The 17852-nt window shown below is 63.3% G+C and carries 25 protein-coding genes and 2 pseudogenes; 8 read left to right on the forward strand and 19 right to left on the reverse strand.

The features are described 5' to 3' along the window. Positions 1-51: 51 nt before the first annotated feature. The 7 genes and pseudogenes from BUB53_RS23140 to BUB53_RS05875 form a co-directional block, all read right to left on the reverse strand. Positions 52-225, reverse strand: a pseudogene (locus BUB53_RS23140) (IS5/IS1182 family transposase); the annotation flags it as partial. Between the two features lie 36 nt (positions 226-261). Then, positions 262-492, reverse strand: a pseudogene (locus BUB53_RS05850) (integrase core domain-containing protein); the annotation flags it as partial. A gap of 117 nt (positions 493-609) precedes the next feature. Continuing rightward, positions 610-1557 carry a class I SAM-dependent DNA methyltransferase gene (locus tag BUB53_RS05855; protein WP_373285770.1) on the reverse strand — a complete coding sequence of 316 codons (948 nt, stop codon included), beginning with the start codon at positions 1555-1557 and terminating at the stop codon, positions 610-612. A gap of 7 nt (positions 1558-1564) precedes the next feature. After that, complete coding sequence (locus BUB53_RS22410; RefSeq protein ID WP_073033778.1) at positions 1565-1837, reverse strand: tetratricopeptide repeat protein; 273 nt, start codon at positions 1835-1837, stop codon at positions 1565-1567. Then, positions 1830-2828, reverse strand: a complete 999-nt coding sequence (locus tag BUB53_RS05865) for a LysR family transcriptional regulator (RefSeq protein ID WP_073033779.1) — start codon at positions 2826-2828, stop codon at positions 1830-1832. The genes BUB53_RS22410 and BUB53_RS05865 overlap by 8 nt, the downstream gene beginning before the upstream one ends. A 174-nt stretch (positions 2829-3002) precedes the next feature. After that, positions 3003-3626, reverse strand: a complete 624-nt coding sequence (locus tag BUB53_RS05870) for a LysE family translocator (RefSeq protein ID WP_073033780.1) — start codon at positions 3624-3626, stop codon at positions 3003-3005. 29 nt (positions 3627-3655) lie between these two features. Then, positions 3656-4111 (reverse strand): Lrp/AsnC family transcriptional regulator, encoded by a 456-nt coding sequence (locus BUB53_RS05875; protein ID WP_073033781.1) that lies wholly within the window; start codon positions 4109-4111, stop codon positions 3656-3658. A gap of 117 nt (positions 4112-4228) precedes the next feature. Between BUB53_RS05875 and BUB53_RS05880 the strand changes: the two genes are divergently transcribed. Together BUB53_RS05880 and BUB53_RS05885 are read left to right on the forward strand one after the other, a co-directional pair. Then, positions 4229-4774: an RBBP9/YdeN family alpha/beta hydrolase gene (locus BUB53_RS05880; RefSeq protein ID WP_073033782.1), complete on the forward strand. Its 546-nt coding sequence runs from the start codon at positions 4229-4231 to the stop codon at positions 4772-4774. Positions 4775-4776: 2 nt separating this feature from the next. After that, positions 4777-5409, forward strand: a complete 633-nt coding sequence (locus BUB53_RS05885; RefSeq protein WP_073033783.1) for a LysE family translocator — start codon at positions 4777-4779, stop codon at positions 5407-5409. A 2-nt stretch (positions 5410-5411) separates the two neighbouring features. On the opposite strand, the gene BUB53_RS05890 is transcribed toward BUB53_RS05885, so the two are convergent. Further along, entirely contained in the window at positions 5412-6176 is a 765-nt protein-coding gene (locus BUB53_RS05890; RefSeq protein ID WP_073033784.1) for an AraC family transcriptional regulator, read from the reverse strand. A gap of 91 nt (positions 6177-6267) precedes the next feature. Between BUB53_RS05890 and BUB53_RS05895 the strand changes: the two genes are divergently transcribed. After that, entirely contained in the window at positions 6268-7008 is a 741-nt protein-coding gene (locus BUB53_RS05895) for a sulfite exporter TauE/SafE family protein (protein ID WP_084728929.1), read from the forward strand. Here BUB53_RS05895 and BUB53_RS05900 read toward each other — a convergent pair. Then, positions 6999-7901, reverse strand: a complete 903-nt coding sequence (locus tag BUB53_RS05900) for an aminotransferase class IV (protein ID WP_073033785.1) — start codon at positions 7899-7901, stop codon at positions 6999-7001. The genes BUB53_RS05895 and BUB53_RS05900 overlap by 10 nt on opposite strands. A 141-nt stretch (positions 7902-8042) precedes the next feature. Between BUB53_RS05900 and BUB53_RS05905 the strand changes: the two genes are divergently transcribed. Next, the gene (locus tag BUB53_RS05905; protein ID WP_073033786.1) at positions 8043-8984 is read left to right on the forward strand and encodes a LysR substrate-binding domain-containing protein; all 942 of its coding nucleotides are present in this window, start codon (positions 8043-8045) and stop codon (positions 8982-8984) included. 57 nt (positions 8985-9041) lie between these two features. Next, positions 9042-9452: a GNAT family N-acetyltransferase gene (locus tag BUB53_RS05910; protein WP_073033787.1), complete on the forward strand. Its 411-nt coding sequence runs from the start codon at positions 9042-9044 to the stop codon at positions 9450-9452. Here the strand turns inward: BUB53_RS05910 and BUB53_RS05915 are convergent. Genes BUB53_RS05915 through BUB53_RS05925 form a run of 3 tightly spaced genes read right to left on the reverse strand, consistent with a single transcriptional unit; the run spans position 9444 to position 11025 of the window. Further along, positions 9444-9917, reverse strand: coding sequence for a GNAT family N-acetyltransferase (locus tag BUB53_RS05915; RefSeq protein ID WP_073033788.1), 474 nt, complete (start codon positions 9915-9917; stop codon positions 9444-9446). The two genes, BUB53_RS05910 and BUB53_RS05915, sit on opposite strands and share 9 nt — an antisense overlap. Continuing rightward, positions 9911-10510, reverse strand: coding sequence for a 2-hydroxychromene-2-carboxylate isomerase (locus BUB53_RS05920; RefSeq protein WP_073033789.1), 600 nt, complete (start codon positions 10508-10510; stop codon positions 9911-9913). Before BUB53_RS05920 ends, BUB53_RS05915 begins: the two co-directional genes overlap by 7 nt. Then, positions 10507-11025 carry a cupin domain-containing protein gene (locus BUB53_RS05925; protein ID WP_073033790.1) on the reverse strand — a complete coding sequence of 173 codons (519 nt, stop codon included), beginning with the start codon at positions 11023-11025 and terminating at the stop codon, positions 10507-10509. Before BUB53_RS05925 ends, BUB53_RS05920 begins: the two co-directional genes overlap by 4 nt. Before the next feature lie 141 nt (positions 11026-11166). On the opposite strand from BUB53_RS05925, the gene BUB53_RS05930 reads away from it, so the two are divergent. Together BUB53_RS05930 and BUB53_RS05935 are read left to right on the forward strand one after the other, a co-directional pair. Then, positions 11167-12144, forward strand: a complete 978-nt coding sequence (locus BUB53_RS05930) for an alpha/beta hydrolase family protein (RefSeq protein WP_073033791.1) — start codon at positions 11167-11169, stop codon at positions 12142-12144. Positions 12145-12172: 28 nt separating this feature from the next. After that, positions 12173-12718, forward strand: a complete 546-nt coding sequence (locus BUB53_RS05935; RefSeq protein WP_073033792.1) for an AAA family ATPase — start codon at positions 12173-12175, stop codon at positions 12716-12718. On the opposite strand, the gene BUB53_RS05940 is transcribed toward BUB53_RS05935, so the two are convergent. From BUB53_RS05940 to BUB53_RS05960, 6 genes are all read right to left on the reverse strand, one after another. Then, the gene (locus BUB53_RS05940) at positions 12719-13582 is read right to left on the reverse strand and encodes a PhzF family phenazine biosynthesis protein (protein ID WP_234983210.1); all 864 of its coding nucleotides are present in this window, start codon (positions 13580-13582) and stop codon (positions 12719-12721) included. It lies immediately after the preceding gene. Positions 13583-13613: 31 nt separating this feature from the next. Next, positions 13614-14159: a YbhB/YbcL family Raf kinase inhibitor-like protein gene (locus tag BUB53_RS05945; protein WP_084728931.1), complete on the reverse strand. Its 546-nt coding sequence runs from the start codon at positions 14157-14159 to the stop codon at positions 13614-13616. A gap of 90 nt (positions 14160-14249) precedes the next feature. Continuing rightward, a complete protein-coding gene (locus tag BUB53_RS05950; RefSeq protein WP_084728933.1) occupies positions 14250-15500 on the reverse strand; it encodes an MFS transporter in 1251 nt (416 codons plus the stop codon). Then, the gene (locus BUB53_RS22415; protein WP_143163148.1) at positions 15493-15750 is read right to left on the reverse strand and encodes a hypothetical protein; all 258 of its coding nucleotides are present in this window, start codon (positions 15748-15750) and stop codon (positions 15493-15495) included. The genes BUB53_RS05950 and BUB53_RS22415 overlap by 8 nt, the downstream gene beginning before the upstream one ends. A 30-nt stretch (positions 15751-15780) precedes the next feature. Beyond that, positions 15781-16248 (reverse strand): cupin domain-containing protein, encoded by a 468-nt coding sequence (locus BUB53_RS05955; RefSeq protein ID WP_073033795.1) that lies wholly within the window; start codon positions 16246-16248, stop codon positions 15781-15783. Further along, positions 16245-16622 (reverse strand): nuclear transport factor 2 family protein, encoded by a 378-nt coding sequence (locus BUB53_RS05960; protein WP_073033796.1) that lies wholly within the window; start codon positions 16620-16622, stop codon positions 16245-16247. The genes BUB53_RS05955 and BUB53_RS05960 overlap by 4 nt, the downstream gene beginning before the upstream one ends. Here BUB53_RS05960 and BUB53_RS22725 point away from each other — a divergent pair. After that, the gene (locus tag BUB53_RS22725; protein ID WP_159437764.1) at positions 16616-17029 is read left to right on the forward strand and encodes a hypothetical protein; all 414 of its coding nucleotides are present in this window, start codon (positions 16616-16618) and stop codon (positions 17027-17029) included. The genes BUB53_RS05960 and BUB53_RS22725 overlap by 7 nt on opposite strands. On the opposite strand, the gene BUB53_RS05970 is transcribed toward BUB53_RS22725, so the two are convergent. After that, complete coding sequence (locus tag BUB53_RS05970; protein ID WP_073033798.1) at positions 17026-17487, reverse strand: PaaI family thioesterase; 462 nt, start codon at positions 17485-17487, stop codon at positions 17026-17028. The two genes, BUB53_RS22725 and BUB53_RS05970, sit on opposite strands and share 4 nt — an antisense overlap. Positions 17488-17852: the final 365 nt, after the last annotated feature.

Raw genomic sequence — 17852 nt, forward strand, 5'->3', positions numbered from 1 at the left:
CGTGTTGCGCAAATCCGGCTCTGATCACAGTTCCCCTTTCCCCGGACGAAATTACCCTATGGCCTCTGTGAGAGGTATGCCGAGCGCGGCGTAACCGCCGAGGACTGCAATGCGGATCTGCAGCTCCACAATCAGGTGGTCAAAGTCTAGAGCCATCAGGGATTTGCGAAGCATCTTGGTGCATTTCATCTTGCTCTCAACACAGCTTCAGCGGTGGTAGCCTGAGCTATTACCCATCTCTTGAACAGGACCTGGTGTGAATTAAGCTACTCGTTGCACCTGCTGATCAGGTTGGTTGATAGCATTTCTCTGCCAATAAACCAGCGCCGGAGGCTTGCCGCCGAGGGCGAAGTGGGGCCGCTGGTGGTTGTAGAAGGTCATCCATTTCCGGATGGCCGCCTTTGTCTCCGAACCTGCCTCCCAGGCATGAAGGTAGACGCACTCGTATTTCAGCGTGCCCCACAGCCTCTCGATGAAGATGTTGTCGAGGAACCAGTGCGACGAGGTGGTCGCCAGCGTCAAGGCGATGAACATCATCGGGAAGAGACCTTCCGCATCCAGGCAATAGACGGGATTGCTCAGATCAATGGCCCGGCAAGGGGCCGTTGATTAGGGGCCTTCAACGCCGTTCTTCTTGCGCAGCACCGCGACGAAACCCGGGATTTTCTGCGTGGAGCTTTGCTCATGAATGATCTCGCTGACTTCGCAGATCTCGAAACCGCAGGTTTTGGATAAGTCGGCCAGGTAGGCGCTGCCATGCGCAAAACATTCCGATTTTGCGAGTTCCCGATAGCTCGATGCACCAAAGGCTGTTGGGTCGGAACCGTCGTATGAATAGGTGGTGAAAGCAAATGTTCCTTCCGGCCGAAGGGCCAGCCACACTGCTTCGAGGACGGCGTTCAGGTCTCCGAAATGGATGAGTGCCGCCGCCGAGACGATCAGGTCAAATTGGTCTGGATGCCGGGTCAGGAAAGAAAGCAGATCATCCTCGTTCAGGACGTCATAGATGCCTTTCGCGCGTGCGCGCTCAAGCATGTCCGGTGAGACGTCGACCCCCGTCATGTGCTGGGTCATCGCGCGGAAGCCGGCGCCGGAGAGACCTGTGCCACATCCGGCATCGAGGGCCGAGAGGAAGAGCGGGGAAGCGTGGCGCAGAACGGCATCCAGGACGTGACGATGCGCGAAATAGCCTGGGACCAGATCCCAATTCTTCGCCTTTCGTCGGTAGAGGTCGCGCAGAAAGGCGGGCGATGCTCTAGCTGGAACAGGCGCCTTGCCAATTGATGCAAGAATCAGTTCAGCGCCTTGCTCGTCTCCGGGGGCGAGGCGCAGGTAGCGACGCAATGACAGCGCTGCCGCGTCAAGATCGTTCAGGGCGATTAAAGCGTCTGCCAAAGCGAAATGCGCCCGCGCATCTTCAGGACTGGCAGCGGTGACTTCGGCAAGAAGGTCGGCTGCTGTAGAAAAATCCGCCAGATCCATTGAGGTGACAGCCAAATTGTACATCGCTTCCGCATATCCGGGCCGTGTTTCGATGGCCTTCCTGAAGGCTGCAATTGCGTCTTCAGGCCGCTGCCCCCTTACGCAGAGCTATGCCGAGATTGTTGTAAGCTTCCGGCGAGGGTACCGGTGCATGTACGCACGCGGCCTCGAGGGCCTCGATCGCCGCGGTGATGCTACCATGAGCGAGCAGTGCGACCCCGAGCAGGTGAAACAGGTCCGGGTCGTTAGGGTAGTCCATGAGTGTGCGCACGCAGACGGTTTCCGCCGCTGAGTAGCGTCCTGCGGCATAGGCGCTCAGAGCTTCTGCGGTACGGCAACGCTTGATACTATCCATCGCGCGAGGACCCTTTGGAGGGTATGGTAACTTGTTGGCCCGACATGCCGTCCTGACCGATGGAGTGTTGCGCTGACAGCCAGTCGGACGTGCCCCGGCGGTGCCGTCCGGCGCAGATATGTGCGGCAGTTATGAGCCGCCGGAGCGCCGGATTGCCGTTCGCTCGATTCCAGATTGCATTGAAGGCCACGCTGTTTTTGGGCTCGTTCACCGGGAGATAGGAAAGTTCCCGATCATCCGGTCGCTGCCAGGAAGAGACGGCGAGCGTAATGCCCTGGTTCAGGGCGACCAGATCCAGAAGCATCTCCTGCGTCGCATCGATCCGATCGACTTTGAAGGCGCAATCATCTTCGGCTGCCAGAACGCCGCGAATGAAGGCTTCGACCTCGGGACCTGGCGCGGCGACGGTTACGAGGACCCGTTCGTGCCGCATCGAGGACCAACTGACAGCGGGCACGCCAGACAGTGCATGGGTCTTCGAGGTGACAACGAAAACTTCTTCCTGCCACAGCTGTGCGTAATCGCAGTTCGACGGGATCTCGCAATCGGTCACGAAGGCGATGTCCAGAGAGCCCGCCGCGACGAGCCTGACATGCTCTCTCGTTGCGCCGTCGACTGCGCTAAGCTGCACCTTGGGATGGGCCGTCGCGTATCGCCGGAGAAGGTCCTTGAGGAAGCCGGTGCCCAGCGAGGTCTGAATCCCGATCGTGAGACTTCCGGTCTTTCCTCGACCTGCAAGCCTGGCATGTCGCTGCGCACGTTCGAGCAGTTCGATCGCGGATTTGGCTTCGCGAAGGAAAGCCTGCCCGGCCTCAGTGAACTCGACGCCGCTATGGCGCCTGTCCAGAACTATCGCGCCGAGCTCATCCTCGATGGCGCGGACGGTGCGGCTTAGCGTCGACTGTTGTACCTCCAGAGCTTCGGCGGCAGCGCGCAGGCTCCGAAACTCGGCGATAGCGATCAATTGGTGTAGTTGACGCAGTTCAATCATGAAGCCACCTCCGAACCTGCAGCCGAAACCTGCGTTCGGAAGCGGGGGGCTGGCTGCTTGCTTGCTTCAGCGCCTTCTCATGCAACGCCTGATCATCATGAAAAACCTCTCGCATCATGCGTAGTGAGAATGTCTCACCCGGCGTTGAATTTCCGTCCGAGAGAAGTAGCGACCTTACCGGCTGGCGGCGTTTTTCATCCCCAGGAGAACCGCTGCCAGGATCATGCAGCTGCCTCCGATCCGGTCCAGCCAACGACGGGCCGAACCCTTCAGTCGTTGGGAGAGCCAATGCGCGCCAGCCCCGTATCCGGTCAGGAACGCTCCGTCCATTGCGATGTAGGTGGCCGACAGAATTAGAAACTGCGGCCAGAACGGCTGCGCCGGATCAATGAACTGGGGAAACAGCGCGGCGAAGAAGACCACGGCCTTGGGGTTGGCCGCCGAGGTCACGAAGCCTTGCAGCCAAAGGGCCCGCAGGGAGGCCCGTCGAGAAGCGGAGTGCGATATGGGCTTCATCGATCGCCGAAGCGTACGCAGGCCGATCCACAGGAGATAGAGGGTGCCGGCCCATTTTACGGCGGTCAGGGCCTCGGCGGAGGCTGCGAGGACGGTCGCCAGCCCCAGGCCGGCAGCAAGCATCTGAATCAGGTTCGCTGTCAGATCCCCCGCAGCGGTGAACCAGGCCCGCGGAAGGCCATTGATGGCGCTGTTCGACAGCATCAGCATCTGGCTCGGGCCAGGCGTACTCATCAGGGCGAGCACGGTTGCGACGTAGATCAGCCAGATATCGATAGGCATGGTTTGCTCCGGTATCGCGCGTGGAGTTATCAGCCGAGTAGCGCCTTTCCAAGCGGTTTTACGGGTTCCGAGCGCAGCACCAGAGAGGTCGTGACCGCGCCGAACCGGGCGATGGTGTCGACGATGGTCTCCAGCTGGCCGGGCGTCGGGACGAGGACTTTGAGCAGGAAGCAGTCTTCGCCGGTCAAACGGTGGACCTCGATGACATGCGGCATCTCGGCAAAGGCTTTCAAAGCGGGCTTGATGTGCTCATGCGTGGTTTTCAGCCGAATGATGGCCATCATCCCGAGACCGAGCGCGGCGGCGTCCAGACGCGCTGTATAGCCGGCGAGTATTCCGCGATCCTCAAGTCGCTTCACCCGCTCCGATGTCGCCGGCTGCGAAAGCCCGACACGTCGTCCGATCTCCGATAGCGGGGTGCGGGCGTTTTCCTGAAGCGCCTCAAGAATTGCGATGTCAAGGCGGTCGAGCTCACCGGTCGGCATGTTGCACCACAGATTCCGTTAATTCATCGGAAGTTTGTCACAAACGCCGATGAATTGCCATTCCCGTTTTGCGTTCGGCAAGGGACACTCCAGAAGGGTGAACATCAGGAGAGTCGCATGAGCCGTCGTTTCGTTATGGTGCCGGGCATCGGGGGATCCGGCCCTGAGCATTGGCAGAGCCATTGGGAAACTCTCTATCCGAACACCCTCCGGATAGAGCCAAATTCCTGGGATGAGCCCGACCTCGCGGACTGGTTCGCCGCCCTGGACCGGACGGTCGCAGCGGCACCTTATCCGCCGGTGCTGGTATGCCATTCGCTCGGGTGCCTGCTCTTCGCCCATTGGCGTGCGGCGTCGTGCCGGGCGATCGCCGCGGCATTTCTTGTCGCCGTGCCGGACCCGAGTGGGCCGGCTTTCCCGGCGCAGGCAAAGGCATTCGGAGCGTTACCTGCAACGGGGTTTGGTGAGCGGCCGGTGTTGGCCGTCGCAAGTGAGAACGATCCCTATGATCCAAAGGCGAGTGCGATAGCCTGGGCTGCCAGGCAAGGCGCCTGGCCGCGCCGTCTAGGCCCAAGGGGCCATTTGAACGAGGCGTCGAACCTCGGCGCCTGGCCCGAAGGTCAGGGGCTTCTGGCAGATTTTCTGGACGAGATCGGAGAGTAGCCATGGACGTTGCGACTGCATTGATGAGCTTTTCCATTGCCGCGGCTTTGCTGACGATCACACCGGGGCTCGATACAGCCCTCGTTCTGCGGACGGCGGCGGTCGAGGGGCCGCGCCGGGCGATGCTGGCGGGGGCAGGGGTGGTGACCGGGGTGCTGGCATGGGGATTGATTGCGGCTTTGGGGCTCGGTGCTGTGTTGGCCGTATCGGAACTGGCTTACCGTTGCCTTCAGCTTGCCGGCGCGGCCTACCTGATCTGGCTGGGTATCGGGATGTTGCGGGGGGCGTTGCGTGCGCGAGAGCCGGGCCTGCCGAGGGTCATGGCGCCTTCCGCCCCGAATTGGTTCCTGCGTGGGGTGATGACCAACCTTCTTAACCCCAAGGTCGGTGTCTTCTATATCAGCTTCCTGCCGCAGTTTCTGCCCGTGGGCGTTCCGGTGGTGCCGTTCAGCGTTCTGCTCGCGGGGATACATGCGTCGATGGGGCTGATCTTCTTTGCAGCGCTGACTGCCGCGACAGTGCCGTTTCAGAATGCCCTGAACGGCCCCCGCCTGCCTCGCCTCCTCGACGGGATCACCGGCAGTGTCTTGATCGGGTTCGCCCTGCGACTGCTGACGGAGCGGCGCGTGGGATGACCTCAGCTCTCCATCCGACGCTGCAATTGACCAGGCGTGATCCCGTGGGCGGCCTGAAAGGCGGCGACGAAGCCGCTCGCGGTGGCGTAGCCGGCGGCATGGGCTGCATGCTGCACGCTTTTTCCGGCCATCAAAGGGGCAATGGCGCGTGCCAATCGAAGGTCTCGCATCCAGGTGGCCCAGTTTTGCCCGGTGTCGCGACGGACGAGCCGTTGCAGGCTGCGCCGAGACAGCGCCAGTGCCGCAGCCCAGTGGTCGAGAGAATGGTCGGCCCCATCGAGATGTGCCAGCGCGATACGACGCAGACGCGGGTCGGCAGGCAGGGGCAGTGTGGGCGCGGGGGCGGGGCGCGCAAGCCGGTCCCACAGCACGGCTATCAGCCGGGCGAAGGCGGGCTCTTGCCGGTCGGCGCGGCCGGATCCTGCCAGGGTGCGGAGAAGTTCGGCCTCCAGCGCTTCGAGAGGGAAAGGCGTGGGGGCCTTGGGCAGCGGTGCCGCGGCGGGCCGGGTGTAGAGGTTGACCGATTTCCGCGCGCCCTCGGCCCGGATGCGGTGGCGGTGCGTCGGTGGAACCCAGATCGCCATGCCGGGAGAGAGAAGATGCAGCCGACCTCCTGTCTCGATCGTCACCGGTCGGTCCGGGCACCAGGCGAGCTGTCCGCGCCAATGCGCATGCGCCTCCGGCATGGTGCCGGGTGTGAAGCTCGTGATCCTGCCGATCACGGGACTTCCATCCTCGGCAAATCCTCCAATCTCATCGCGCTGCATGTTGGCACCTCCGGGGTATCATCTGGCACCGGGGCGACACATTTTTCCAGCCCCTCCGTCAGGATCGCGCGGAGGCGGAGCGGAGGACCGGATGGACATGACGACAATGGCGCTGCTCGCGGGCGCGGGGCTGCTCGGAGGGCTGTGCAATGCTATCGCGGGCGGAGGCACGTTTTTTACCTTCCCGGCGCTGCTGGCCGTGGGGCTGCCGCCGGTGACGGCGGGCGCGACCAGCGCAGTGGCGATTTGGCCCGGCCATGCAGCCAGCCTGATTGGCGAAGGCGCAGTCCTGCGGCAGGAACTGATGGCGCGGCCCGGGCGCGTCGCGGTGTTTGCGCTGGCGTCGGCGGCGGGGGCCGGGCTGTTGCTGGTGTCGGGAGATGCGCTGTTCCGGCAGTTGGTCCCTTGGCTGCTGCTCTTCGCGACGCTGCTGTTTGCTGCGGGGCCCTGGCTCAACCGCTGGCTCGCCCGCCACGGGGTGTCGATCGGGCCAGTCAGCGCCGCGTGCGCCGAGGGGGGCGTGGCCCTTTATGGTGGCTACTTTGGGGCAGGGCTGGGGGTGCTGCTGCTGGCGCTGCTGACCGTGACGGGGGACGACGATCTGAAGCGGCTGAACGTGGTCAAGAATGCCTTGGCGACGCCCGCGACCAGTATCGCTGTCCTGATTTTCGCCTTTGGCGGCGCGGTCGCCTGGGGGCCGGCTGCCCTGGTCTTTCTGGGGGCGACGGCAGGTGGTGGCATCGGTGGCCGGCTGGCGCGCCGGGTGAAGCCGCAACTCCTGCGCGCCGCGATCGTGTGCCTCGGCCTGTTGCTGGTCTGGCACTACGCGTGAGCCCGGGTCGAGGCGCGGAACGCCTCGCGCAGGGCCGTGGTGATCGGCCCCACGGGCCATGTGCTGTGCTTGCCGGGGCGGTCGAGCGAGACCACGGGGCGAAGCTCGACAGACGTGCCCGTGACGAAGACCTCGTCAGCTGCATCCAGATCGTCGAGGCTGACGGTTCCTTCATGAACCGACAGGCCAAGGCCACGCGCAAGGTCGAAGACATGGCGCTTGGTCAGGCTGTCAAGAAAGCATGTAGGAAGGGGAGACAGAAGCCTGCCGTTCCGGACGAGGACGATGTTCGTGACCGTGGTTTCGGCGACATGGCCTGCCATATCCAGCATGAGGGCATCGTCATGTCCGCTACGGGCGGCTGCGGCCCGCGACAAGGTTCCGGTCATGTAGAGCCCCGAGCATTTCGAGGCGGTCGGCGCCGTATCGGGCGCGGGGCGCCGCCAATCCGACAGAACCACGCGCAATCCGCCGGTCCCGTCCCCAAGGGCGGTCTCCACTGGCCAGTCCCAGGCCGCGATGGCGGTATGGATCCGGCAACCTTGCGCCGATACGGTGACGCTTTCGCTGCCGCGCCAGGCGATCGGCCGAACATAGGCGTCCTTCAGTCCGCCGGCCCAAAGCACGGCCTCGGCCGCGGCCTGAAGTTCATCGACCAGCCATGGCAGCGTGTAGCCGAGAAGTTCGGCCGAGCGCTGCAGGCGCCGGAAATGCTCCTTGCCCAGAAACAGGCGACCGTCATAGGCGCGGATTCCTTCGAAGACCGCACCGCCGTTGTGCAGAGAGTGCGTCAGAACATGCAGCGTCGCCTCACCGGACGGCAGAAGCGTCCCGTCGAACCAGACGGGGCTCGTCGTATCGACGAGCGGGACCTTCACGGCTTCGGTCAGCATTCGGGATCTCCCAGTTCGCGGATGGTGGGACAATCTTCAGGCCCAGGAGGCGGGCAGGCGAGTGAGCAGTTTTCAGGCGCTGATGAGAAAGCGTCGTTCGCGTGGTGCCGGTTATCGGCGATAGTCGGTTTGTGAGGATCTATGGATAAACAAGTACCCTTTCGGCTGAATGTGCCCCTGAATGCCCTGCGAGCCTTCGAGGCTGCGGCGCGCCATCTCTCGATCAAGGAGGCGGCGCTGGAACTTGGCGTCACGCCATCGGCCGTCAGCCACCAGTTGCGCGGGCTTGAAGATGCGCTCGGCCTGACATTGATGCGACGGGTCGGTCCGGGGCTCGAACTGACCGAGGCCGGAGCGAGACTGGCGCCCGATCTGAGCGAGGGGTTTTCCCGAATCATCGAAGCGGTCAGCGGCCTCAGACAGGATCGCAACGCGGGCCCCTTGCGGCTGTCGATGCTGCCGACTTTCGCGGCCCATTGGTTCTCGCCCCGGCTCACGCGCTACCCGTTCGAGCGTAACGGCTTCGATCTGCTGATATCCACGACACAGGAGGCCGTGGATCTGTCTGCTGGAGTGGCCGATGCGGCGGTGCGGCACGGGCAGGGCCAATGGGATGGGTTGCAGGCGGACCTGCTGTTCGAAGAAACCGTGAGCCTGTTCGGTGCGCCACCCTTGGGCAAGGATGACCCCGACGAAATGCGGGCGCAGATATCGGGCATGCCCCTGTTCCTCTCGCAGTATCGGAAAGAGAACTACGCGCGATGGAACGCGACGTTGCCGGGCGGGCCGATCCGGCCTGCTGCGGTGATGATGGTCGATTCCGCGGGGCTCGCACTGCGCGCGGCCATGGACGGGGCGGGGGTGGCTCTGGCGGGGGTGGAAATCGCTGCCTTCGACGTCGAAGCCGGGCGGTTGACGCAGCTCTTTCCACACTGGGCTCATACGGGCGGAGGCTACTTCCTCGTCTATCCCGAGGCGCTGGCCAGGGACCGTCGCGTGCGCAACCTGAGCCGCTGGATGATCGAGGCCTCGGCCGGGGAAAGGACCCTCGCGCAAAGGCAACTGGAGTCGGGAGCGGATTGAATAAATCGTATTGAAGCGGCTGCGGTCGTAATCCGGCGACTCGAGGAGAACGACCGCATGGCATGGGAAGACCTCTGGCAAGAGAATCTGGACCATTTCGCAGCGCCTGATCGAGCCCGAGCGGACATGCCCGTCATCTGGCAACGCCTCATGGATCAAGCCGCGCCACTTCTCGGTTGGCTGGTTCTCCTACAGGGGCGGGCCGCCGGGCTGGCGCATGTGATCCTTCGCCAGCACAGCTTCAGCACGGCCCAGATCGCGATCCTGGAAGATCTCTGGATCGCGCCTTTCGCGCGCCGTCATGGGCTGGCGGAACGGCTTGTCGAGCGACTGGTTCGGGAGGGGCGCGCGCAGGGCTGGCGCCGCATCGAATGGGAAACCGGCGATGAGAACCTCATTGCGCAGCGGCTCTATGACCGGATTGCCACGCTCGATCCGGTCAAACGCTACCGGATCGACCTAGATTGAGCGGCGTTGGCTCAGCTCGATCCGAAAACTGTCCCAGGGCGCGGGATCGGCGATCGACAGATACAACCGTTTCGCCGTCAGGTTGTCCTGCGGCACCAGCCAGCGCAGATGGGTCCAGCCGCGCGCGGTACCGATCTCGGTTAACTCGCCAATCAGGGCGCGGGCAAGGCCGCTTCCCCGGGCCTCTGGCATGACAAAGAGGTCGTCGAGCTGACCGGCACGGCTTCCTGAGATGATCTCGGGCAAGTCGAAGGCCAGTGCAAAGCCGGCGAGCGCGCCGCCATAATCCGCCCCGAGAAGCAGCAGATCCGGCTCGCTGACGGCGCGCTCGATCAGGGGTGTGGCCTGTTCCGGCGTCATTGCCTCTTCCGATCCACTCATGGCTCTCCGATAGGCCGTCATCAGATCGGCAAGGCGCGGAGCGTCCGCGGCGGACAGGCGGCGGATCGTCCGTACGTTCACCATCCGCCGGTCCTGACCCACTCTGCCATCATCTCCATGCGGTCCCAGCCCCAGAAAGGCTCTTCATCGACGATGAAGAAGGGAGATCCGAAGACGCCCCGTGCCACCGCGTCTTCGCCGATCTTCCGGACCTTTTCTTTCAGGGCAGGGTCGGCGATGCCGGCCAGAAGGGCTCCGGGCTTGAGACCGAACTCCGGGGCGAGCCGCGAGACGGCTTCGGGTGAGGCGGTGTAGAGACTGTCGTTGAAATACAAGGTGAAGACCCTCTTCGCGAAGGCAGCAGCAAGTTCAGGGTGCTGTGTTTCAACCCAGTAGAAGGCGCGCGTCGTCGCCAGGGCGACATGGGGATGATTGGCGGGCAGCTGGAAGGTCAGGCGCTGGTGCCGTGCGATCCGCGCCCAGTCGCGCCGCGCATAGTCGCGTTTCAGCGGCGTCGACGACAGTCCGCGTGCCCCTGTCACCTTGTAAGCGGTGCCCAGCATGTAGGGTCGCCAGAGCACGGTCCGACCCAGGTCTGCCGCGATGGCCTCAATCCGCTGCGCAGCGAAGAAGGCGTAACCGGACGAGAAGTCGAACCAGAACTCGAGGGACCTCATGGCTCTTCGCCGTCCCAGTAATCGACCGCATCCGCGGTCCGGAAGGAACTGGCAACCCGGCGCTTTGCCTTGTCACCTCCGGGCGCAGCGCCCGCGAAGACTGTCAGCTTGCCGCTGTCGGGATAGGCCATCACATCAGGCTCTCGCATGGTGCTGACCGCGACATATCGCAGAGGTTCAGTGCCGGTTGCGATCAGCTGATGGGCCGTTTCGGCGCCACCCGCAGGGCAGACCGCCACCATGCCGGCTGCGACCGGGTACCGGTCGGGGCCGAACCGCAGTTCGCCGGTGCCCGAGAGAATGATGAACATCTCGTCATTGGCGTGATGGGCATGGAAGGGCCAGGCCGCTTTGCCGGGCGGAACCTCCACCAGCCGCGCCCCCAGATGCGTCGCACCGAGTGGGGCGGCGATGGCCGCCATGGCGGCATGAAAGCGGGTGCCATAGCTCTGTGGCGACAGGTCCAGATCGTCGAGCGTGACGACGGGGCTGCGTGGCATGCGATCCTGGGTCATTTCGGTGCCCTCCTGCGAGAAGAGAGCGCCAATCCGACCGGTCCCGCAATTGAATTGGCTTCAGGTGAGCCGTAGCAAAGCTCATTTGGCGTGATTTCCCTTTCAAAGGAAGCTGTTCTCGTATTGTCGGACCTGAGACGAATGTGGACACCAATGCTTTATCGCTGGAGACCTGACGCTCCGCCATCGCGGCCGAACCCTGAAAGGCCCGCCTCGACGATGCCCGCCGAACGCTTCGAGGTGGCGGCCGAAGACGGGTATCCGATCAGGGGCGGGATCTGGCACGCAGACACCGGCCCTGTCGTCGTGCTTCATGCCGCTACGGCGGTTCAGGCGCGCTATTACGCACGGTTCGCATCCTGGTTGTCCGGGCAGGGGGCGACGGTCCTGACCTTCGACTATCGCGGGATTGGTGAGTCCCGCTCCACGCCGGTGAAGGATTTGCAGGCGGGATGGGTCGATTGGGGCGCCCTCGATGCTGAGGCGGTGCTTGCCTATGCTGGCAGGCGCTGGCCGGATCGTGCGCTCTGCGCCGTGGGCCATTCAATCGGCGGCTTCGCCCTGGGTTTGGCGCGCACCTCGGATCGGCTGGACCGGATCGTGACGGTTGGCGCGCAATTCGCGTACTGGCGCGATTACGATCCCAGCCAGCGGGGCGCGATGTATCTGAAATGGCATCTCTTCATGCCAGCCGTGACGCAGCTCTTCGGCTATTTTCCCGGGGCACGGCTTGGATGGCTCGAGGATGTGCCGCGCGGCGTGGTGCGCGACTGGAGCCGGATGGGGCCGCGGTTCGAGACAAGTGTTTGCTCCGCTTTGGACCCAGCAGACCTTGCAGCGCGTCACGGCGCCACCCGGGCGCGGCTCCTGGCCATCGGGTTGACAGATGACCCGTTCTGCACCGAAGCTGCGGGGCAACGATTGCTCGACTACTATTCCGGGGCGGATCGAACCCATCTGCGGATCGCGCCCCCGGATATCGCGGTGCCCGAGATCGGGCATTTCGCATTCTTCCACGCCCGTTTCGAACAGACGCTCTGGCCGCTTGCCGCCGCATGGTTGCTTTCCGGTCGACTGCCCAAGGATGCTCCGGGGCGGATCGTCTTTCCGACAGGCTGAATGCAGGTTTCTTTCCACTAGGATCAAAATGAACGACCGACTTTTCGTCATTACCGGCGGCCCGGGATCGGGCAAGACGACGCTTCTGTCCGCACTGGCGCGGCATGGTCTCGCAACAATGCCCGAAGCCGGACGCGCGATCATTCAGGATCAGACCCGGATCGGCGGGACAGGGTGGCACGGTCAGGACCGGCAACTGTTTGCAGAGCTTATGCTCGGCTGGGAGATGCGCTCCTGGCACGAGGCGCAGGGGACCGACGGTCCGGTGATCTTCGATCGCGGCATTCCCGATGTGATCGGATATCTACAGCTTTACGAGGGCGAGGCGCCCGCACATGTACACGCGGCGGCTGAGCTCTACCGGTATCGCCCGACGGTGTTTCTTGCGCCGCCCTGGCCCGAGATCTTCGGTCAGGATGCGCAGCGCGGGCAGGATTTCGACGAGGCTGTTGCGACGGCAGAGGCAATGGAGCAGGCCTATGCCATGGCGGGATATGACCTGCTGCCGCTGCCTTTGGCCACGGTTGAGGCGCGGGTCGATTTTGTTTTGGAGATTTTGGAGCAGTCCATCTGATCAGGACGCGTCACCCAGATCCAACTCGCCCCGCAGGACGATACAGGCGGCCCCGCCGATGGTGATCCGCAGCCCTTCGGCTGTCGTTTCCCAGCCCGCGTGAACCAGCCCGCGCCGGCCCATCTCGAGCCCTTGCTCCGACAGGTAACCACCCCGAGGTACCGCATCGCGATGCGTGGCGATCCACGCAGCAATGGCACCATTGCCAGACCCACAAACAGGATCCTCGGCCACGCCCTCACCCGGAGCGAAGGTGCGTACACGCAGGCGCGGCGCGGCCCCGGACCCGCTGTCCGCAAAGACCGTGAGCCCTGCCGCGCCGAGCCCATGGCAGATCCGCTCGATCCGACCGAGGTCGGGTCGCAGGCCGGCCAGTGCCTGGACGTCGTGCAGCTCAAGCAACAGCCATGGAACCCCCGTTGAGACGATCTGATGCGGGCTGTCCGCGAGCCTATCGAGCGGAAGGCAGATCGCCTCGGCAAGTTCAGCTTTGGTGACCGGCACATCGCGGAATTGGGGCGTTGCCTGCGTCATCGTGTAAAGGTCGTCTTCGAGGCGGATCGGAACCAGTCCGATGCCGCATTCCTGCGTCAGGCTTTGGGGCGTTCTGCTTTGCTCGCCGCAAAACGCATGGGCGGCGGCGATGGTCGGATGACCGGCGAAGGGCAGTTCGCGCACCGGGGTAAAAATGCGGGCGCGATAGTCCGCATCACCGGTCGGGCGAAGCAGGAACACGGTCTCGGAGAGGTTCATCTCGCGCGCGATGCGTTGCATGATCTCGGTGGACAAGTCGTCGGCGTCGAAGACCACTGCCGCCGGATTGCCCAGCAAGGGTCGGTCCGAAAAGGCATCGATCTGAAGCATGCGTTTCTTCATGGTCGTTAAGTCCTTGCTTTCAGCGCCCGTAGCGCGCTGTCAGTGTCACACTGCCGAGGCTGTGCGCGTGAATCATGTAGCCGGCGAGGGCGGGCATGGCGCTGGCGTCCAACCCCAGGCTCGGCACGTCGATGGCATAGACGGTGAACTCGTAGCGATGAGCGACTGCGCCCTCAGGCGGGCAGGGGCCGCCGTAGCCGGGCTGCCCGAAATCCGTCAGGGACTCGACCAGAGGGGCGGGCAGGTAGCCGGACGCACCCGCGAGCATCGCTCGTGTGTGCGCCGGAATATCCAGAACGATCCAGTGCCACCAACCGCTGCCGGTCAGGGCGTCCGGGTCGTAGACCGTAATCGCGAAGCTCTGTGTTCCCGCGGGCGGGTCATTCCAGACCAGGTGCGGGGATTGGTTGAGCCCCTCGCACCCCATGGTCGAATTCACCAATTCCATGCGGATCGTTTCACCCTCCCGCAAGTCGCGGCTGTCCAGATCGAACGCGTGAGCGACAACGGGAGCGGCGGCGAGCGCCATTGAGAACACAGCAGTACGGCTTAGGTTCATCATCATGAATGTCTCTCCTCGACTTCCATGATTTGACGGTATTCCAATGTGTTAGATGCGGCGATTGAGAAGCTTTCAGGGGCCCGGTAGAAATGGTCACCGAACCTTGTCCAGACCCAGGGCGCGACCTTGATGCAGAGCCATCCACGCCAGAGCGATGGCTTGCAGTCCGGCGATCAGCACGATGAACGTCACATGGGCGGACGAAATGCTCCACCCAAGCCGAACCAAAGCCTCGATGCCTGCGCCGATGCCGCTCTGCATCAAGAAACCGGTGAGGACAGCGCCGAGATTGAGCATGGCGATAGCGCGGCCGGACACTGCGTCGGGTAGCAGCCGGACCAGAAGCGCGTAGGCAAGGATGGGACCCGCGGTGAACAGCCCGTAGCCAGCCCAGAGGATGGTCTGCAGTGACGCGCCTGCACCGGCAATCGCGAACTGACACAGAACAAAGCCAAGCGTCAGGGCGAATGTCAGGTGGAACAGGTGCCGGTCGGTGCGGGCGATCCGATCGGCGAGCAGGCCGAAGCCGAATTGCCCAAAGATGACGGCAAAGGAGAGCGCCATCAGGATACCCGCTGCCGCAGTCGACGGGAGGTCAATCGCGTCGCGCAGCCAGACCCCGGCCCAGAGCCCCTGATAGGCGACCCAGGCTCCCTGACAGAGGGCCGAAGCCGGTGCGATCGTGAGAAAGGCGGGGTGCGTGAGGACACCACGCAGTCCCTTCACCGCCGGTTCCAGCCCCGCAGGGGCGGCTCGTTCCCTCGTCTGGGGCGGAACCACCGCGGCGATGATCAATGCAATGGTGGCAGTGACGCCGGCGAGACCCAGAAAAATTTCGCGCCAGCCGATTTGGCGTAGCAGCCATTCGGTCGGGCTGGTGGCCGCCAGGGAGCCAAGGCCGGCCGCTGCGATCGTGATGGCGTTTACCAGGGGCAGGCGCTCCCTCGGCCACCACAGGGTGTTCGCCTTGTAGGCGCCGGTCCAGCAAGCGGAAAGTCCGAAGCCGATCATGAAACGCGTCAGGACGAGCATGTGGGCTGTTTGTGCCCCGGCGAAGAGCGCGGATGCGACGACAGCCAGGAAGAGCGTAACCACCAGCACGCGTTTCGGCCCGAACTTGTCCAGGGCCTGGCCGACGAACAACTGCGAGCCGGCCAGTGCGCCAAGGAAGGCGGAGGTCATCATGCCCATGGTCGCAGGCTCAAGCTGAAACTCGGCCGTGAGACGAGGCTCCAGAACAGCGTTCACATTTCGAAAGAGTTCGGAGAGCAGGTAGGCGAAGGTGAATGGCAGAGAGACGAAGACAATGCGGCGCAACGGGGACAATTGGGCTGGGTCAGTCATGCGCGTGGCCGGACCAGATGCAGCAGTCGTCCCTCAGGGAGTATACCCGCCCAAGGTCGTCGGTTTGCTCGGCACGATCCTGAATGGAGCCCGTTTCGCCAGATCGGTGAGGATAAGAGACGAAGGACAGAAATGTCAGCAGGATGGCCGTGACCCAAAGAAGTGCAAGTCGTTGAAGACCCGACAGGCCGGGTGTCGGTGTCTCGCCAGAGGCGGCGCTCAAGGATTTTCTTAGATCATTGATGTTCATGGCTTCTGGCTCCGCTCTTTGTCTCAAGTGCTAGCCGGGAGCCGCCTCCACGCCGATTGAGAAGGTCTCAACCGAGCGGGAGATTTTGTCAGGGGTGGGCTGGAGCCAATACATCGGATGGTGCGCTACATCCGTCGGGACGGCCGCATGGTCTTCGACCGGATAGCGGTCGCCGGCCGTATCAGGGGCGGAGACGAGCAGGATGCGCAGGTCTTCGGGCCCGTTGTTCTGTACCAAATGCCCCAGGCCCGGGGGGATTTCCAGGGCCTCTCCCACCTTGGCCAAGAGGATACGACCCGGAACCTTGATCGTCAGTTCCCCGGCAAGGACATAGAAGATCTGGCGGGAGACCCGATGATAATGTGGTGCTTCGGCACCGCCGGGCGGCAGCCGCTCTTCGCGCAGCGAAAGTTCGGGGCGATCGACCAGTCTCCAGCCGTCACAGCCGTTCCCCCAGGGGTAATGGTTCGCGGCCGTCGCGCGCAGGGGGCCAGTCATTCCTCGGACCCGTAATAGGCTTCGCCCAGAAACTGGACGCCCTCGCGAAACCGCATGTGTTCGCAGGCATGCCTGACCCGACCGCCGGCTCGCGACACATAGAATACCGTCACGGATTGCGCCTCTTCGTCTACGGCGGTTCCGCTCAGTTCGAAATGAAGATCGGGCACGCGTGCCAGGGCGTCGGTCCAGTACTGCCGCAGGGCGTCCTTCCCAACGATCTGAGCGTTTCCCGCCACCTGCTTGGCGAGAGGGCTGATGAAGACGGTGTCTTCGGCGAAGGGTGCGAGAACCGTCTCCACGTCATGCGCGTTCCAGGCGGCGATCCAATGCCTGGCATGGGTTTCAAGGTCGGTGCGGGAAAGTCTTGTCATTCTTCCGGTATCCTTCTCCATCCGCTTTAGCGGTCGGGGCTGACTGTCATGCGGCAGCATGGCTGCTCGCAATTGAGGAATTTTCCGGAGGTCCTGAGGATTTCGCGGCGACAATCACAGAGAGGAATTCTCAATATCCGCTGAAGGATCCGAAATTTATGGCTCTGGGCACGGAGTGCATTCTCTGGGGGCAGACACCGGAGGTGACCATGAACCCGCGATTCACGGCAAATCCAACGCAAGAGCGCGACAAAGATGGTCTCGCATCAGGCCCGGCCCGGCTACCTCGCCGCTTTCGGGCCTTTTACCGCTTGAGCGACACGGCGTTGGAAGATCTGGGATTGGATCGTCAAGATCTGCCGATCTTCAATCCTGTTCAGGCCATTCGCCGAGAAGACCTGTTCTAGCGCGAAGCGGGCAGGTCTGGCGTGTCATGCAAGCAGATCAGGGTTTGCATCCCCGTGGCGACATGTTTGCGGCGTTCTCCATCAACGCCCCATACATCGAGCTGGCAGATGGTCAGTGTGCGACCGTTCTTGATCACGCGGCCGACAGCCTCGAGATAATCTCCTTGCGCAGGGCTGATCAGGTTCAGTTTGAACTCGACCGTCAGGACGGAACTGCCTTCGGGGAAGAGGGTGAACCCAGCGTAACCGCCTGCGCTGTCGGCGATGGCCGATGTTCCACCGGCGTGGAAGTAGCCATGCTGCTGCGTGAGTTCTTGGCTGAACGGGAGTCGCAACGTGACAAGCCCCGCGCGCACCTCCGCCATCTCGGCCCCGAGATGCGCCATAAGTCCCTGTCTTGCAAAGCTTTCGCGCGCTCGAATGATGACTTCCTCGGAAATTGGATCGCCGACCTGCATATTTTTCCTCCACATCTTGGCGGGGGAAGTATGCATGAGGCAAAGGTCTCAGCGCGTGAGGAATTCTCAGTCCCAATTGAGTGTTTGGCATTGGAGCAGACCGTTGTGCGGACCTCGAACACCCGCATGGCGGCGTCTCTCCCAAAAGGAGCCCGTCGCGAGCTTTTCCCAATCGGCGCAGATGCTGCATCGACAGCTTCATTACGCGGCTTCCGCGTTCGAGGGCTAGGGCGCAAACCCCGCTCCTAGGGCCCTGACCTGTTGGCCACCGTGCCTGGCCCTAAGCTCAGTCCTGTGCAGCGAGCTTGACGCCCCTGTCCCGGCCGAAATCAACGAGGGCGCGTTGCCTCCCGCAGGAAGCGGGC

The organism is Roseovarius pacificus, assembly GCF_900142665.1.
GTDB lineage: Bacteria > Pseudomonadota > Alphaproteobacteria > Rhodobacterales > Rhodobacteraceae > Roseovarius > Roseovarius pacificus.

Bases quoted from the DNA above. Each gene is read 5' to 3' on its own strand.
- BUB53_RS05870 (WP_073033780.1), bottom strand. From the start codon at position 3,626: ATGCCTATCGATATCTGGCTGATCTACGTCGCAACCGTGCTCGCCCTG.
- BUB53_RS05900 (WP_073033785.1), bottom strand. From the start codon at position 7,901: ATGCTGACCGAAGCCGTGAAGGTCCCGCTCGTCGATACGACGAGCCCC.
- BUB53_RS22415 (WP_143163148.1), bottom strand. From the start codon at position 15,750: ATGAACATCAATGATCTAAGAAAATCCTTGAGCGCCGCCTCTGGCGAG.
- BUB53_RS05960 (WP_073033796.1), bottom strand. From the start codon at position 16,622: ATGACAAGACTTTCCCGCACCGACCTTGAAACCCATGCCAGGCATTGG.
- BUB53_RS05875 (WP_073033781.1), bottom strand. From the start codon at position 4,111: ATGCCGACCGGTGAGCTCGACCGCCTTGACATCGCAATTCTTGAGGCG.
- BUB53_RS05915 (WP_073033788.1), bottom strand. From the start codon at position 9,917: ATGGTGAACGTACGGACGATCCGCCGCCTGTCCGCCGCGGACGCTCCG.
- BUB53_RS05940 (WP_234983210.1), bottom strand. From the start codon at position 13,582: ATGCTTCAGATCGATGCCTTTTCGGACCGACCCTTGCTGGGCAATCCG.
- BUB53_RS05970 (WP_073033798.1), bottom strand. From the start codon at position 17,487: ATGCAGGTCGGCGATCCAATTTCCGAGGAAGTCATCATTCGAGCGCGC.
- BUB53_RS05955 (WP_073033795.1), bottom strand. From the start codon at position 16,248: ATGACTGGCCCCCTGCGCGCGACGGCCGCGAACCATTACCCCTGGGGG.
- BUB53_RS05930 (WP_073033791.1), top strand. From the start codon at position 11,167: ATGTGGACACCAATGCTTTATCGCTGGAGACCTGACGCTCCGCCATCG.
- BUB53_RS05905 (WP_073033786.1), top strand. From the start codon at position 8,043: ATGGATAAACAAGTACCCTTTCGGCTGAATGTGCCCCTGAATGCCCTG.
- BUB53_RS05895 (WP_084728929.1), top strand. From the start codon at position 6,268: ATGGACATGACGACAATGGCGCTGCTCGCGGGCGCGGGGCTGCTCGGA.
- BUB53_RS05890 (WP_073033784.1), bottom strand. From the start codon at position 6,176: ATGCAGCGCGATGAGATTGGAGGATTTGCCGAGGATGGAAGTCCCGTG.
- BUB53_RS05885 (WP_073033783.1), top strand. From the start codon at position 4,777: ATGGACGTTGCGACTGCATTGATGAGCTTTTCCATTGCCGCGGCTTTG.
- BUB53_RS05865 (WP_073033779.1), bottom strand. From the start codon at position 2,828: ATGATTGAACTGCGTCAACTACACCAATTGATCGCTATCGCCGAGTTT.
- BUB53_RS05950 (WP_084728933.1), bottom strand. From the start codon at position 15,500: ATGACTGACCCAGCCCAATTGTCCCCGTTGCGCCGCATTGTCTTCGTC.
- BUB53_RS05925 (WP_073033790.1), bottom strand. From the start codon at position 11,025: ATGACCCAGGATCGCATGCCACGCAGCCCCGTCGTCACGCTCGACGAT.
- BUB53_RS05880 (WP_073033782.1), top strand. From the start codon at position 4,229: ATGAGCCGTCGTTTCGTTATGGTGCCGGGCATCGGGGGATCCGGCCCT.
- BUB53_RS05945 (WP_084728931.1), bottom strand. From the start codon at position 14,159: ATGATGATGAACCTAAGCCGTACTGCTGTGTTCTCAATGGCGCTCGCC.
- BUB53_RS22410 (WP_073033778.1), bottom strand. From the start codon at position 1,837: ATGGATAGTATCAAGCGTTGCCGTACCGCAGAAGCTCTGAGCGCCTAT.
- BUB53_RS05910 (WP_073033787.1), top strand. From the start codon at position 9,042: ATGGCATGGGAAGACCTCTGGCAAGAGAATCTGGACCATTTCGCAGCG.
- BUB53_RS05920 (WP_073033789.1), bottom strand. From the start codon at position 10,510: ATGAGGTCCCTCGAGTTCTGGTTCGACTTCTCGTCCGGTTACGCCTTC.
- BUB53_RS05935 (WP_073033792.1), top strand. From the start codon at position 12,173: ATGAACGACCGACTTTTCGTCATTACCGGCGGCCCGGGATCGGGCAAG.